11 protein-coding genes and 1 pseudogene are annotated in these 14,028 nt (G+C 73.7%); 3 read left to right on the top strand and 9 right to left on the bottom strand.

The annotated features are described in order from the left end of the window. Nucleotides 1-50 precede the first annotated feature (50 nt). The 5 genes and pseudogenes from erm to fahA all read right to left on the bottom strand — a co-directional run. Nucleotides 51-803: pseudogene (gene erm, locus MTQ01_RS11750) on the bottom strand (23S ribosomal RNA methyltransferase Erm); the annotation flags it as partial. A 378-nt stretch (nt 804-1,181) separates the two neighbouring features. Further along, on the bottom strand, nt 1,182-2,882 hold the full coding sequence (locus tag MTQ01_RS11755) for a glutamate synthase-related protein (RefSeq protein ID WP_247489434.1): 1,701 nt from the start codon (nt 2,880-2,882) through the stop codon (nt 1,182-1,184). Nucleotides 2,883-3,229: 347 nt separating this feature from the next. Beyond that, nucleotides 3,230-3,937 (bottom strand): nucleotidyltransferase domain-containing protein, encoded by a 708-nt coding sequence (locus MTQ01_RS11760; RefSeq protein WP_247489436.1) that lies wholly within the window; start codon nt 3,935-3,937, stop codon nt 3,230-3,232. Then, on the bottom strand, nt 3,934-4,851 hold the full coding sequence (locus tag MTQ01_RS11765) for a GNAT family N-acetyltransferase (protein ID WP_247489438.1): 918 nt from the start codon (nt 4,849-4,851) through the stop codon (nt 3,934-3,936). The genes MTQ01_RS11760 and MTQ01_RS11765 overlap by 4 nt, the downstream gene beginning before the upstream one ends. Nucleotides 4,852-5,009: 158 nt before the next feature. Further along, nucleotides 5,010-6,245, bottom strand: coding sequence for a fumarylacetoacetase (gene fahA, locus MTQ01_RS11770; RefSeq protein ID WP_247489439.1), 1,236 nt, complete (start codon nt 6,243-6,245; stop codon nt 5,010-5,012). A gap of 188 nt (nt 6,246-6,433) precedes the next feature. On the opposite strand from fahA, the gene MTQ01_RS11775 reads away from it, so the two are divergent. Further along, nucleotides 6,434-7,444: a polyprenyl synthetase family protein gene (locus MTQ01_RS11775; protein WP_247489441.1), complete on the top strand. Its 1,011-nt coding sequence runs from the start codon at nt 6,434-6,436 to the stop codon at nt 7,442-7,444. Nucleotides 7,445-7,957: 513 nt separating this feature from the next. Beyond that, complete coding sequence (locus MTQ01_RS11780; protein ID WP_247489443.1) at nt 7,958-9,232, top strand: sigma-E factor regulatory protein RseB domain-containing protein; 1,275 nt, start codon at nt 7,958-7,960, stop codon at nt 9,230-9,232. Nucleotides 9,233-9,411: 179 nt separating this feature from the next. On the opposite strand, the gene MTQ01_RS11785 is transcribed toward MTQ01_RS11780, so the two are convergent. The 3 genes from MTQ01_RS11785 to MTQ01_RS11795 all read right to left on the bottom strand — a co-directional run bounded on the left by MTQ01_RS11785 (nt 9,412) and on the right by MTQ01_RS11795 (nt 11,733). Continuing rightward, complete coding sequence (locus MTQ01_RS11785) at nt 9,412-10,020, bottom strand: hypothetical protein (RefSeq protein WP_247489444.1); 609 nt, start codon at nt 10,018-10,020, stop codon at nt 9,412-9,414. Between the two features lie 214 nt (nt 10,021-10,234). Then, nucleotides 10,235-10,450, bottom strand: coding sequence for a hypothetical protein (locus tag MTQ01_RS11790; RefSeq protein ID WP_247489446.1), 216 nt, complete (start codon nt 10,448-10,450; stop codon nt 10,235-10,237). Then, on the bottom strand, nt 10,444-11,733 hold the full coding sequence (locus MTQ01_RS11795; RefSeq protein ID WP_247489448.1) for a hypothetical protein: 1,290 nt from the start codon (nt 11,731-11,733) through the stop codon (nt 10,444-10,446). Before MTQ01_RS11795 ends, MTQ01_RS11790 begins: the two co-directional genes overlap by 7 nt. Before the next feature lie 32 nt (nt 11,734-11,765). Between MTQ01_RS11795 and MTQ01_RS11800 the strand changes: the two genes are divergently transcribed. Beyond that, nucleotides 11,766-12,107, top strand: coding sequence for a hypothetical protein (locus MTQ01_RS11800; protein WP_247489449.1), 342 nt, complete (start codon nt 11,766-11,768; stop codon nt 12,105-12,107). Nucleotides 12,108-12,199: 92 nt separating this feature from the next. Here the strand turns inward: MTQ01_RS11800 and MTQ01_RS11805 are convergent, their stop codons facing one another. After that, a complete protein-coding gene (locus MTQ01_RS11805) occupies nt 12,200-13,990 on the bottom strand; it encodes an FAD-dependent oxidoreductase (RefSeq protein WP_247489451.1) in 1,791 nt (596 codons plus the stop codon). Between the last annotated feature and the right edge of the window lie 38 nt (nt 13,991-14,028).

Genomic DNA, 14,028 nt, shown 5'->3' on the forward strand with positions numbered 1-14,028 from the left:
GATGTGCGCCGGGACGGTTCCGGCGGCGCGGGCCGGCGGCAGACCAGTGGGAAGAGGTCCGCCCACTGCCGTGCCGAGAGGTGCTTGGGCAGTGCGGTCGGCGCCAGGCGCTGCTGGCCCAACCAGGACCGTACGTGCCGGACCGGCACACCGTCCCCAGCGGCGGTGAGGATCTCCGCGAGTCCGCGTCCGCGGCCGGTGAAGACGCGTCGTACGAACTCCTGGTAGCGCTCGCGTTCGGCGTCCGGCACCAGCGGCACAGTGCGGCGGGTGACCGTCAACAGCCCGCCGTCGACGCCCGGTCGGGGCCGGAACGCGGCGGCCGGCACCCGGCGGAGCAGGCGGAACTCGTACCAGGGCCACCACTGGGCCGTCATCATCGTCGCGCCGCCCACACCCGCCCGGCGCCGCGCCACCTCCCACTGGAGCAGCAGCACGGCGTCGGTCCACCGAGGGGCGTGCAGCACCCGCCGCAGCATCGCCGTGGTCCGGTGGAACGGCAGGTTCCCGACGAGCACATGGGGCGTCCGGGGCATCGGCCACTCCAGGAAGTCCGCGGTGACGACCGCGGTGGACGCTGTGGTGCGGCGTCGCAGCCGTGCGCTGCGGCGGTCGTCGATCTCGACGGCGGTCAGCGGTCTGCCCAGCCGCTCCAGCGGCAGCGTCAACGCGCCGTCCCCCGCGCCGATTTCGACCAGCGGGCCGGAGGTTGCCGCGACGGCGTCGAGGAGGTCGCCGATGACGGCGGGGTCGACGAGGAAGTTCTGTCCGAGCTCGTGCCGGCCCGGTCGGTGGGTACGCATGGGAGGTCTCCGCGGCTCTGTGGTGAGCCGGGCAGCACTGATCGCCCGCCCGGCGCTGACTCACGCAGGCGGCGGTTCCCTCAGGGTGTGCGCGAAGGACCCGCCGCTAGAAGCGGCGCATCCTGATCAGCGCGAAGACACTCATGGCGGGCACGCTACGGAGCCGCCCGCACAGGCGGCAACCGGTTTTCCCCCGCCCGCCACCGGCCCGGCCGGGCGCGTACGAGCCCGCACGAGCGCGTGCGTACGCGCCCCGTCGGGCCCGGAAACGGGCCGGGCAGGGGCCGGGCAGGGGCCGGGCAGAGGGGCCGGACAGAGGGGCCGGCAGCGGCCCGTGCGCGGGGCGAGCGGGCCGCCCGTCCCGCGCACGGGCCCGGGTCAGTCGGCCGGTCCGCCGTAGGCGACGCCCGCCAGATCGGCGATCTCCCGCTTCCAGGCGACGAGGTCGTGTCTGTTGAGCTTCCCGAGGTGGTCGTGGCCGCAGGCGCGTGCCATCACCTGCATCAGCTCGACCGAGGAGGTCATGAAACGGGCCAGCCGCTCCGCCCCCTCGTCGACCGGCAGCCGCTCCCGCAGATGCGGGTCCTGGGTCGCGATGCCCACCGGGCACTTGTTGGTGTGGCAGGCGCGCATTCCGACACAACCGATCGCCTGCATCGCGGAGTTGGAGACGGCCACCGCGTCCGCGCCGAGCGCCAGCGCCTTCAGGAAGTCGGCCGGCACCCGCAGTCCGCCGGTGATGATCAGGCTGACGTCGTCGCGCTCGCGCCGGTCCAGATGGCGGCGGGCCCGCGCGAGCGCGGGGATCGTCGGCACCGAGATGTTGTCGCGGAAGAGCAGCGGCGCCGCGCCCGTACCGCCGCCGCGGCCGTCGAGGATGACGTAGTCGACGCCGATGTCCAGCGCCGCGTCGATGTCGTCCTCGATGTGCTGGGCGGAGAGCTTGAAGCCGATCGGGACGCCGCCCGTCACCTCCCGCACCTCTGCCGCCACCTCGCGGAAGTCCGCGACGGTCGTCAGATCGGGGAAGCGGGCCGGCGACACGGCCGCCTCGCCCTCCGCCAGTCCGCGGACCTCGGCGATCCGCCCGGTGACCTTGTGGCCGGGCAGATGGCCGCCGGTGCCGGTCTTCGCGGCCTGACCGCCCTTGAAGTGGAACGCCTGGCAGCGGGCCACCTTCTCCGGCGAGTAGCCGAAGCGGGCCGAGGCCAGCTCGTAGAAGTACCGGCTGTTGGCGGCCTGTTCCTCCGGCAGCATGCCGCCCTCGCCGGAGCAGATGCCGGTGCCCGCCAGCTCGGCGCCCTTGGCGAGCGAGGTCTTCGCCTCCTGGGAGAGCGCACCGAAGCTCATGTCGGAGACCATCAGCGGGATCTCCAGCCGCAGCGGGCGACGCGCGCCCGGGCCGATCACGACCTCGGTGCCGACGGCGTCCTCGTCCAGCAGCGGCGGCACCGCGAGCTGGGCGGTGACGAACTGGAGGTCGTCCCAGGACGGCAGTTGGGAACGCGGCACGCCCATCGCCGCCATCGCGCCGTGGTGCCCGACCCGCGTCAGGCCGGTCGCGGCGAGCTTCTGGATCTCGCCGACGTGCGGTTCGTCGGGCGTGCCCTTGAGGTCCGCGTAGGTGCCCTGGTAGCGGTCGCGGCGGAAGTGCTGCGGGTTCGTCCTCTCCCACGCGGCGATCTCCTCCTCGTCGACCCAGACGCCGCCGTCCTCGGTCCAGGAGGTGAAGCGCTCCAGATCGGCGCCCTTGTAATGGGTGTTGAGGCCGGTGCGAACGTCGTACGTCGAGCCGTGCAGCCCGCAGACCAGCCGCTCCCCGTACACCTCGGCGTCCGACATCAGCGCCCCGCGGTGCCGGCAGCGGCCGTACATGACCGCGACCTCCGGCCGGTCGGAGGCGGAGCCGCCACCGGCCGACCCGCCGCCGTCCCGACCGTCGCCGTCCCGACCGTCCCCGGCCGGCGCGCCGCTGCGGGCCGGCAGGCGCACGACGACCAGGTCGACGTTCGCCACCAGGGCGTACGCGGGCCGGGACTCCGGCAGGTCGCTCAGTTCGGCGATCCTCGTGGCACGCATCCGGTTGCTCCTCGATCTCATCGGTACGGGGCCTCATCGGTACGGACTCCTGCGGACTCGTACGGGCTCCGCGCCGATCGTGCCGCATTCGCGACGTTCCGGTGCGGAGTTTCCCGCTTCCGCGGCGCGGGCTCCGTGCACCCCGTGCGCAACAGGCGCCCCGCCAGGGCCGGTTGGCGGCCCGACCCGCCCCGGCACGGCGGCCGGCCGACCCGCCCGGCACGGCGGCCGGTCACGCGGCGCGGCAGCCGCACGGCGCACGGCCGGAGTCCGCTCGGCGCGCGTACGTACGGGCGGGCAGGCGTGCGCAGAAGCGGGCGGGCGGCGCTCGGGTGTCGGGGGTCGGTTCAGCGGGTCCAGGTGTGCCGGTAGCCCTCCCGCAGCGGGCCGCCGACCAGGTCGAGCAGCTCGTGGGCGGCCTCCAGGAGCGGGGCGGGATCGGCCCGTTCCGCGAGCACCCGGTGGCCGCTCAGCAGCGCTCCGCCGCGCGCCGGGTCTGCGGCGAGCAGCCTGCGGGGCAGCCATTTGCCGATGCCGGTCCAGGCCCGGTGGTGTGCCGTCAGCAGATGTGCCGCCTCCCGCAACAGGGCGTCCGCCAGGGCCAGTTGCTCGAAGCGCTCGGCGGGGTCCGCGTCACCGAGATCGTCCAGCCGGCAGGTCAGCACGTACCGGCCCAACTGCCACTCGTCCTCGCTCAGCGGTGGCGGCCCGGACTCCAGCACCGCCCGCGCCCGTTCCCGGGCCCGGGCGACGTGCCCGTACGGATCGGTGAGCGTCAGGCCCTCCGCGTACAGGAACACCACGGTCGCCCGCCGCCGCCCGCGGTCCCACTCGAAGAAGCCGGGCAGTTCGGCGATCGCGTTGCGGAAGACCTCCACCTGCCGGCCCTCGTGCCGCACCACCTCGCGCCCGCTGGGGTGGCCCTCCGGCAGCAGCACCCCGATGTCCAGATCGCTGCCCGCTCCAGCCAGGCCCGTCGCCGCCGAACCGCCGAGCACCGCGCCGCGGGCGTCCGGGTACAGCTCGGCCACCGCCCGACGCGCCTGCGCCGTCACCGGCGCTCCCGGACCGCTGACCCCGGGCCGCGCTCGGCGTCCGGGCCGCGCTCGGTGTCCGAGGTCCGCTCGGCGTCCGGGCCGCGCTCGGCGTGCGAGTTCCGCTCGGTGTCGGGGGTGGCGGGGGCCTCGGAGGCGGTGTCGTCGATCCGCTCGAAGGTGTGGGACCGGCCGATGACGGTGAAGTCCCTTCGGCGGTACCAGTGTCGGGGCCAGTCGGACTCGTCGGCGAGCAGGAAGCGCAGCCCGCAGCCGGCCTCGGAGGCCCGGTGCAGAGCCGTGGCGAGGACGGCGTCGGCGTGGCCCTGTCTGCGGTGTGCCGGATGCGTGACCAGGTCCTCCAGCTGTGCGACACCGCGGGCCGGGTCGAGATAGAGGTCGGCCCAGGCGGCCGGCTCGCCGGACTCGGCCCGCGAGGCGAGGAACTCCACCGCCGGCGCGGCGGATTCGCGTGCGGCACGGCGTTCGACGAGGTCGCGCACCACCTGCTCGTCGGTGCCGGCCGGCAGCAGTTCGCGCAGAAAGGCGGCGACCGGTTCGCGCAGGGAGTCGAGGTCCACCGTCTCGGCCCGCCGGCCCCGCGGTGCGGGCGACGCACCGGTGTGACGCATCACCAGCAGCGGCTCGTGGGCGTAGCCGGCGTGCAGCAGCGCCTCCCGGCAGGCGTCCGCCGTCTCCTCCCGGAGCACACAGAGGCGCCGGTACGGGAGATGGCCGAGCGCCGTCTCGGCGGTGCGCAGCAGGGCCTCGGGAGAGGGATCGCCCTCGACGACGAGCTGGTTGTCCGCCCGGGAGTGCGGATACCGCTCGTTGAGCGCCGCGAACCCGCCGGGCACGTCGACGACTTCGCCCGCGCCCGCTCGTGCGAAGTCCGCGAGGAAGGTGTTGGCTCTCGTCAGTGCGCTGTCGCTCATGTGCCGACCCTTGGTCGGGAGACGCGGGGGCGCAACCACTTTTCCCGGCGGGTCGCCCGCGAGGATCGCCCCGTGCCGGAGAGCCGTGCCCGTGGGCGCGGGGCGGTGCGCGCCGCGGGCGGCTGTCGGGCAGCCGCCCGCGGCGGGCTTGTCGGGTGTTACGCGCCGCCGACGATGCGGCCGGTCACCTCGCCGAGGCCCAGCCGTCGGCCGTTCGCCGCGGGTGCCCAGGCGGTGAGCGTCACCTCGTCGCCGTCCTCCAGGAACGCCCGCTGCCCGAAGGGGAGTTGGAGCGGTTCCCGGCCGCCCCAGGTCAGCTCCAGCAGGCAGCCGCGCTGGTGCTTCTCGGGGCCGGAGACGGTGCCGGAGGCGAAGAGGTCGCCGGTGCGCAGCGACGCGCCGTTCACCGTCATGTGCGCCAGTTGCTGCGCCGCCGTCCAGTACATCGCCGCGAACGGGGGTTCGGCGACGACCTCGCCGTTGAGCGTCACCGTGATCCGCAGGTCGAGGCCGGCCCGCTCGACGTCGTCCCCGCTGTCGTCGAGGTACGGCAGCAGGGCGTGGGTTCGCTCGGGCGGCGAGGTGCGGGCGGCGTCCAGGGCGTCCAGCGGGGTGACCCAGGCCGACACCGAGGTGGCGAAGGACTTGCCCAGGAACGGGCCCAGCGGCACGTACTCCCAGCCCTGGATGTCCCGCGCGGACCAGTCGTTGAGCAGGCAGACGCCGAAGACGTGCTCCCGGAACCGCGACTGCGGCACGGACTGCCCCAGCCGCGTCGGGGTGCCGACGACGAAGCCGACCTCGGCCTCGATGTCCAGCCGACGGGACGGGCCGAAGCTCGGCACCTCCTCGGTCGGCGCCTTGCGCTGGCCGTGGGGACGCACCACGTCGGTGCCCGAGACCACCACCGTGCCGGCGCGGCCGTGGTAACCGATGGGCAGATGCTTCCAGTTGGGGGTGAGCGGCTCGCCGTCCGGACGGAAGAGGCGGCCCACGTTGGTGGCGTGGTGCTCGCTGGCGTAGAAGTCGACGTAGTCCGCGACCTCGAAGGGCAGGTGGAGTTCGACCTCGGCCAGCGGACGCAGCAGCGGCAGCAGTCGGTCGTGGATCTCCTCGCCCGCGTCCGGGTGCAGCCAGCCGCGCAGCTCGGCGCGCACCTCCCGCCACACCGTCAGCCCCGAGGCGAGCAGCGGGCCGAGGCTGTCGGCGCACAGCACCTCGGTGTGCGGGGAGCCCAGCGCGCTCGCGGCGCCACCGAGGTCGAGGACGGCGTCGCCGAAGCGGACGCCCAGCCTCCGGCGGCTCTCGACATCGGTGCTGAACAGCCCGTAGGGCAGATTGTCGCGTCCGAAAAGGTGCTCTTCGGGTACCTGAAGCAGGTTCGCTGCTGACATGGGGTACTGCCCTCGCCTTCGAGGTCGTCGCCGGTCGGGACCGGGCACAGGCTATCGAGGGACGCGCCTGCGGTGATCCGGAGGTGACCGGTTACGCTGCCCGTAATGGTGAACAATGCCGCCCTATGAGTCCTTGACCAGCTCAAAGGGCGCTGACCAGCTGAGCAACACTGCAGACAGGAGATCTCGTGGCCGTCGTCGAGCCATTCCGGCTGACCGTGCGGGACCAGGCCCTGGAAGCCGACATTCAGGCCGGGCTCTCTGCTGTCGAGGAGTCCCTGCTCGCGGGGACCAAGAGCGATGTGCCGTTCCTCACCGAAGCGGCCCAACATCTGGTGCTGGCCGGGGGCAAGCGCTTCCGTCCGCTGCTGACCCTGCTCGCTTCGCGTTTCGGCGACCCGCAGGCCCCCGGAGTCGTACCGGCCGCCGTGGTCGTGGAGCTGACGCACCTCGCGACGCTCTACCACGACGACGTCATGGACGAGGCCGATGTGCGCCGCGGGGTCCCGAGCGCCAACGCCAACTGGGACAACTCGATCGCCGTGCTCACCGGCGACTTCCTCTTCGCCCGCGCCTCGCGCATCCTCTCCGACCTCGGTGACGAGGCCGTGACCGTCCAGGCCGACGCCTTCGAGCGGCTGGTCACCGGTCAGATGCAGGAGACCGTCGGCCCGCGCGAGGGTCAGGACCCGATCGACCACTACCTGGAGGTCCTGGCGGGCAAGTCTGGTTCGCTGATCGCGGTCGCCTGCCACTTCGGCGCGATGCTGGCCGGCGCGCCCGAGCAGGTCGTGAGTGTGCTGACGCAGTACGGCGAGCGCATCGGCATCGCCTTCCAACTCGCCGACGACATCCTGGACATCGCCAGCGAGAGCCGCGAGTCCGGCAAGACCCCGGGCACCGATCTGCGCGAGGGCGTGGACACCCTGCCGATACTGCATCTGCGGGCCATGGCGCGCGAGAGCGGTTCCGCCGGGGACCGGGAGCTTCTCGCCCGCATCGACGGCGATCTTTCGGACGACGGCCTGCTCGACGAGGTCCTGGTGAGCCTGCGCGGACACGCCGCGCTCGACCGCGCCCGCAAGGACACCGTCGACCACGCCGAACGCGCCCGCGAGACGCTGGCCCCGCTTCCCGAGGGCCCGGCCAAGGACGCGCTCTCCCTGCTCTGCGACGCCGTGGTGCACCGCGCGGGCTGAGACCCGCCGTCCGGGCCGTACGAGCCGTACGAGCCGTACGAGCCGCCGGTGTGCGCCGTACGCGGGCCGTACGGCGCGGGCCGGGCCTCGCGGACGGGGCGCGGGCCCGAGCCCCGCGGCAGTGCGCGCCGTGCGGCCGGGCTCGTGCACGGGCGGAGCCCGGCGGCGTCCGCGCCACCGCCAACACCCGCGTGGCGTACGCGGGTTCGTGACGTTCCTCTCTCCGGAAGCCGACGCCGAGTGTCGACGCCGAGTGTCGACGCTGACGCCGCCGACGAGCGTCGAACGGACGGCGTGGGGCGGTGTGCGGGGCGCGGTCTCCGGGCCCGACCCGGAGGCCGACCCCTACGGGTGGGGGAGTCGGGATCATCCCCAAGGGGTAGCCATGAGCGACCGGGGGCTGACGCGCACCGCCGCCGATTCTGGTGCCATGGTGAGTACCACCCCGCACGATTGTGGGTCGTACGGGCGAGCGCAGGGGTGGACGTCGCCCGGATACGGAGGTCAACTCAGATGACAGGTACGGAAGACACGACCGGCTCCACGGACGCCGCGGCACCACGTCCACGGCGTCGCGCGGCCAGGTACGCCGTGCCGGTGGCGGTGCTGACGGTGGCGGTGGCGAGCATCGGGCTCGTCCCGGCGCTCGCCGACAACGGCGACCCCGATCTGCCGTCCCTGTCCGCCGAGGAACTGGTGGCGAAGATCGCCGAGTCGGACGTCGAGCACTTCTCCGGCACCGTCAAGACCCGGGCCGACCTCGGCCTGCCGGGCGGCTCCCTCCAGGACATGCTGCCCAGCGGCGACCCCTCTCTCGGTGACAGCGCCGCCGGCGACGTGGACGCCTCCGCCAGGCTCGCCTCGCTGCTGACCGGAAAGCACACGGTCGACGTGGCCGTCGACGGCCCGGAGAAGCAGCGCGCGACGCTCAAGGGCGACCGCGGCTCGTACACGATGGTGCACAACGACGGCTCGGTGTGGGGCTACGACAGCGAGTCGAAGACGGCGTTCCGCGGCGAGGCCCCCGACGGGGCCGACCGCAAGGGCGCGCCCGAGGACGCGCTGCCCAAGGGCGCCAACCCCCAGCAGCTCGCCAAGGAGCTGCTGGACCGGCTGGAGGACACCACCACCGTGTCGGTGCAGGGCACCACCAGGGTCGCCGACCGCGACGCCTACCAGCTGGCGGTCAAGCCCAAGGGCGCACCGGACTCCACCATCGACGCACTGCGCATCGCGGTGGACGCGGAGAACGGCGTACCGCTGAAGGTCACCCTGGACGCCAGGGGCGGTGGCGACCCGATCGGTGAAGTCGCCTTCCAGGACGTCGACTTCGGCAAGCCGGCGGCCTCCACCTTCGACTTCACGCCGCCCAAGGGCACCACCGTGATCGACGAGGAGGAGCTGGCCAAGCACCGCCCGGAGCCGGGCGACGCGCTGGGCTCCCTCCCCGGGCTGGAGGAGTTCCCCGGCATCGACGCGCTGCTCGACGGCAAGCACGCCAAGGACGGCAAGCACCCCGAGGGTCTGAAGGTCCTCGGCAAGGGCTGGAACACCGTGCTGGTGATGGAGGCGCCCGAGTCGGCCAAGGGCGAGAAGGCGCAGGAGCTGCCCGAGGGCGGCCGGATGGGCAAGCTGCTCGACGCCTACACCGACCGCGTCGAGGGCGACTTCGGCAAGGGCCGGGTCGTCGGCACCAAGGTCGTCAACGCGCTGCTGACGGACGACGGCAGCGTCTACGTCGGCGCGGTGACCAAGGAAGGTTTGATCAAGGCGGCCAACGCCGGCTGATCACAGGGCCGTTCGCGGCCCGCGGCGGTTGCCGGTGGACCCGGCAGCGCGTCGGAAGTTCGCCGCAGTGGGAGCGGAGAGAGCAGAAGACCGGAAGAGGGAGAAGAGCAGGGAAGCAGTAGAGCAGTGGGGCGGGGCACCAGGGTATGGGTGCCCCGCCCTCGTTCTGTGCGCGCTGCTCAGACGCAGATCCTGCCGCCCCACTCCGGCTCGTAGCCGTCCTCGACGACGCCCGCCCGGTAGCAGCCGGGGCGGATCGTCGTCGCGGTGCCGAACTCGTGCTTCTGCCCGGCGTCCAGCGTCTCCAGATGCGGACTGGCGACGACGGTCGGGACGGGCGCGGCCGTGTTCGCCGTGTTCTCGGCGTTCGCTGTGTTCTGGGAGTCCGCAGCGTTCTGGGAGTCCGCCGTGTTCTGGGAATTCTCGGAGTTCTCGGCGTTGCCCGTGTTCGCGGCGGTCGGGCTGCTCTGGGCGCCGGTGTCGGCCGGGGCGACGCGTTGGTAGAGAAGGCTGCCCGGTCGGGAGGCCCGGTCGGCGTCCCGCTGGTAGGTGACCTTGATCGTTCCTCGGTGGCCGGTCTCGGTGATCAGCAGGCACAGCCGGCCGGAGCTGACCTGTGTGCAGCTCAGCGCCTCGCGCGGGACCTCCGCCGGGCCCGCGGCGACGTGCTGCCGAGCGACCGAACTGCCCGCGGGCAGCAGCGCGAGCACAGCCGCGCCGGCGACGAGGGCGGTCCCCGCCCTGCGCAGCGCTCGCGGACGGTGGAGGGTACGGCGGGCTGCGGGCATGTGATCTCTCCTCGGATGCGCTGCGTCGGGCGGGCCTCGGCGGCGCGCACGGGGCTGCCGCACGCGCCACCGGCCCACCTTCCTGCGCGTTCCCGCCGCCCGCATCCGCTGCGTCGCGTCCGGGATCCGTATGGGGGAGAGGGCCAGCCGTACAGAGGCACGGGCCCGTGTTCCGCAGGGCCGGCGAACGTCCGGCGGGACCTCGGCCGAGGGCTCAGCGGGGGCCGTCCCCCTCCTCCGGGCTGCGGCGCCCGCCGCTGCCGTCGGTGGGCCCGCGGCCACCGGACTCCTGGCTGCGCCGATAGCGCACGATCGCCAGCGTCACCGCCCCCGCGACGAGGGCGATTCCGGCCAGCAGCAGGAGCACCGAGGTGCCGGAACCGCCGTCCGGTTCGGGCGGGGCGACGTCGGTCAGTCGGATCGTCAGCATGTCGGTCGGCCTTCTCTCTGGTCGCGTTCGGGACGGTCCGGGGGTGGCGGTTCCGGACCGGTGCCGCCACCCCCGGACCGGAGTTCGGAGGTGCGCAGTCGCGGGTCGGCGGTGTGCGGGTCGTCCGGCGGCGGGCGGTGGGTGCGATGGGTGTGGTGCGTGTCGGCGTGGGTGCGGGTGGGTGCCCGGGTGTGGGCCTGGGCGGTGAGTCCCAGCACCAGCGTCAGCAGCACCGGGAACTCCAGGTACGCGTGGTACGTCGCCACCGCCGCGTACAGCTGCTTGCCGGTCGCGTAGTCGCTCGCGAACAGCGCCGCCAGCGCGACCGTACCGGCCAGCCCCAGCAGCCAGACGCGTACGCCGCGCAGTACCGGCACCCGCCGCTCGAACGAGGCGGTGGCCGCGGGCGCGTAGCGCGGCAGGAACCACACCCACACCACGTAGTGCATCGTCTGGAGGAACGCGAACACCGCCAGGAACCGCAGCGCGACCGGCGAATCCGTCCAGGCGGGCGGGGTGTGCGCGGCGGAGAGCCGGTCGGTCTCCGCGCTCCGTTCCGCCAGCAGGCCGTCGAGGGCGCCCAGGAGCAGAAGCAGCGGGAGCACCACCACCCAGACGAGCTGAAGCGCGCGGAACAGCCGCCGCCCGCGGGCCAGTTGGCGCGACCACTCCCACAGGAAGAGCAACGGCACCAGATTGTGCAGATGCGTCAGTACGACGAAGTGGTGCGCCGGGTTGGCCAGCGAACAGGCCGCCGCGAGGCCCAGCACCGCACAGGCGCCGGTCAGCAGCATCGGACGGCCGCGCAGCCCGTACCGGCAGGCGAGGCCCAACAGCCCGTAGGCCAGGCAGATCTCGGCCGCCCGGCTCAGCTCACTCGCGGGGACCGCCCGGCAGAGCACGATGCCGGTGCAGAGCGCCAGCAGCAGCTTCAGCAACGGCCCTGCCAGTACGCCGCCGAACCGGCCCAGTACGTAGCGCAGTTCGGTGACGTTGTGCAGCAGCCCGAAGAGGGCGAGCCCGAACACCGTGGTGGCGGCGGGCAGTTGGAGCGCCAGCGCGAGCGCGACCGAGATCGCGGCGACGAACGCGCACAGCGCGACCGTGCCGGGCGCCGGTTCTTCGGACGCGGTCTGCCCGGAGACGGTTTTCCCGGAGGCGTTCTGCCCGGGCGCCGGGGGCCGTTGGTCCGGCGCTGACGGCAGTGACGGCGGCGCGGCGTCGCCCGGCGGTCCGACTGCCCCGGTCGGCAGGGGAGTCGGCGGTGTGCGGTCCGTGCGCATCGCGCCACCTCTCCCGTGGCACGATCGCACCCGTGCCCTACGCCCTGGCTCTCGGCCTCACCCTGCTGGTCGAAGTCCCGCTCTGCACAGCGGTGTTGACCCGGACGAGCCCCGTTCCGGCGGCTCGGGCACTGGCTGCGGCCGTCCTCGTCAACCTGGTGACGCACCCGCCGTTGTGGTGGTTCCTGAGCACGGCCGGGCACGACGGAGCAGCACCCTACTTGCTGCTCGTCCTGACCGCCGAAGCGGCCGTCTGCCTGGTCGAGGCCCTGCTGCTGCGCCGGTGGCTGCGGTTGAGCGGGGTGCTCCCGTACGCGACCGCGCTCACCACCAACGCCGCCTCGGTGCTCGTGGGCGGGCTTGTGCTCGGCTGAGCGCGCGCGGGCGCCGCCGGGCGCCGTTGCCCGTGCAGGCCGCCGGGTGCAGGTGGGCCGGGTGCAGGTGGGCCTTGCTCAGGTGGGCCGGGTCAGCGGCCCAGGGGGAGCCGTCCTCTGCGCGAGGCGGCGAACAGCGCCTCGACGGTGGCCAGTTTGACCCGTGAGCGGCCCTCCCGCGCACCCGCGGCCAGCTCCACCCGGTGGATGGCCGCCAGCCCCCGGGCGTTCACGGTGCGCCGGGCACGGCGCCGTACCAGTCTGGCGAACGCCCGTGCGCTGCCGCGGGGTTCGGGCAGTCGGCCGGCGATCGCGTCGGCCAGCAGCGTGCCGATCGTCTCCGCGGCGCAGACGCGGTTGGCGCCGATGCCGCCGGAGGGGCCGCGCTTGATCCAGCCCACCACATAAGTCCCCGGCCGGTCCGCCACCCGGCCGGCCTCGTGCGGCACCGTACCGCTGTCCTCGTCGAAGGGGAGCCCGGCGGGCGGCCTGCCCCGGTAGCCGACCGCACGCACCAACGCCCCTGCGGGCAGGTCGACTTCGGCCTCGGCGCCGGTGGCGCGCACCGCCCGTACGGCGTCCTCGCCCAGCGCGGCGACCGGAGCGGAGTGGAAGCGCAGCACGATTCGGCGGCGGCCCTCGCCGGGCGCGCGCGACCAGTCCACCCGCTCGCGTGCCACGTCCGCCAGCACGGCGGCACGGTCGGAGGGCGCCGCGCCGTCGATGGTCGCCCCGATGCGGGCATCGTGGTCGTCGACCACCAGATCCACGTTCGGAAGATGCTTCAGTGCCAGCAACTCCGAGGCGGTGTACGCCGCGTGCTCGGGGCCCCTGCGGCCCAGCAGCACGACCTCCCGCACCCGCCCGTTGCGCAGCGCCGCCAGCGCCGGACCGGCGATGTCGGTGGCCGCGAGCGCGTCCGGGTCGGCGACCAGCAGTCGGGCTACGTCCAGCGCCACATTGCCGTTGCCGACCACGACGACGCGCTCCGCCGCCAACACCGCGGCACCCGCGTCCGGTTCGGCGTCCGGATGGGCGTTGTACCAGGAGACGAGCGAGGTGGCGGCGACGCTCCCGGCCAGCTGCTCGCCGGGTATCCCGATGCTGCGGGCGTCCGAGGCCCCCACCGCGTAGACGACCGCGTCGTGGTGCGCGGCCACCTCCTCGACGCTGAGGTCCTCGCCGATCTCGACGCCCAGCCGCAGCCGAGTCCGGGGGTGGTCGTGGAACCGGGCGAAGGACTCGCCCACCTTCTTGGTCGACGGATGGTCGGGTGCGACCCCGTAGCGCACCAGCCCGCCGGCCATCGGGAGCCGGTCGATCAGCGTGACCTCGGCGTTGGTGTGCAGCAGCAGATCCTCGGCCGCGTACATCCCGGCGGGGCCGGTGCCCACGACCGCGACGCGCAGCGGACCGAAGTCGGCGGGCAGCACGCGGTCGAAGCGCGGCGCGCCCCAGTGGTGGAAGTTCGGCGAGGGGTCGGCGGCGGGTGCGGGCTCGGGCGTGCGGGCCCCGGGCGCGGCGGTTTCGGCGGGTACGGCGGTTTCAGCGGTTTCAGCGGTTTCAGCGGTTTCGGCGGTGGCTTCCGCGGTGGGCGTGGTGGCGGCGTCGGGTGACGACTCGGTCGAACTCGGCTCGTAGTAGGCCGCGTTGAGGGCCGCGTACTCGCGCTGGCTGCTGGGCAGCGCCGGCACCGGGAGGATCGCGTCCACCGGGCAGGCGTCCGCACAGGCACCGCAGTCGATGCAGGCCCGGGGGTCGATGTGCAGCATCTCGGTGCTGCCGAACGCCCGTTCCTCGGGGGTGGGGTGGATGCAGTTGACCGGGCACACCGCGACACAGGTGGCGTCCTGGCAGCAGGTCTGGGTGATCGCGTAGGCCATGATTCAACGTCTCTGTGTCAGGCCCGGCCGAATGCGTT

Origin of the sequence: Streptomyces sp. XM4193, from assembly GCF_023072595.1 — a bacterium.
Taxonomy (GTDB): Bacteria; Actinomycetota; Actinomycetes; order Streptomycetales; family Streptomycetaceae; genus Streptomyces.

Bases quoted from the DNA above. Each gene is read 5' to 3' on its own strand.
- MTQ01_RS11780 (WP_247489443.1), top strand. From the start codon at position 7,958: ATGACAGGTACGGAAGACACGACCGGCTCCACGGACGCCGCGGCACCA.
- fahA (WP_247489439.1), bottom strand. From the start codon at position 6,245: ATGTCAGCAGCGAACCTGCTTCAGGTACCCGAAGAGCACCTTTTCGGA.
- MTQ01_RS11765 (WP_247489438.1), bottom strand. From the start codon at position 4,851: ATGAGCGACAGCGCACTGACGAGAGCCAACACCTTCCTCGCGGACTTC.
- MTQ01_RS11785 (WP_247489444.1), bottom strand. From the start codon at position 10,020: ATGCCCGCAGCCCGCCGTACCCTCCACCGTCCGCGAGCGCTGCGCAGG.
- MTQ01_RS11805 (WP_247489451.1), bottom strand. From the start codon at position 13,990: ATGGCCTACGCGATCACCCAGACCTGCTGCCAGGACGCCACCTGTGTC.
- MTQ01_RS11790 (WP_247489446.1), bottom strand. From the start codon at position 10,450: ATGCTGACGATCCGACTGACCGACGTCGCCCCGCCCGAACCGGACGGC.
- MTQ01_RS11755 (WP_247489434.1), bottom strand. From the start codon at position 2,882: ATGCGTGCCACGAGGATCGCCGAACTGAGCGACCTGCCGGAGTCCCGG.
- MTQ01_RS11795 (WP_247489448.1), bottom strand. From the start codon at position 11,733: ATGCGCACGGACCGCACACCGCCGACTCCCCTGCCGACCGGGGCAGTC.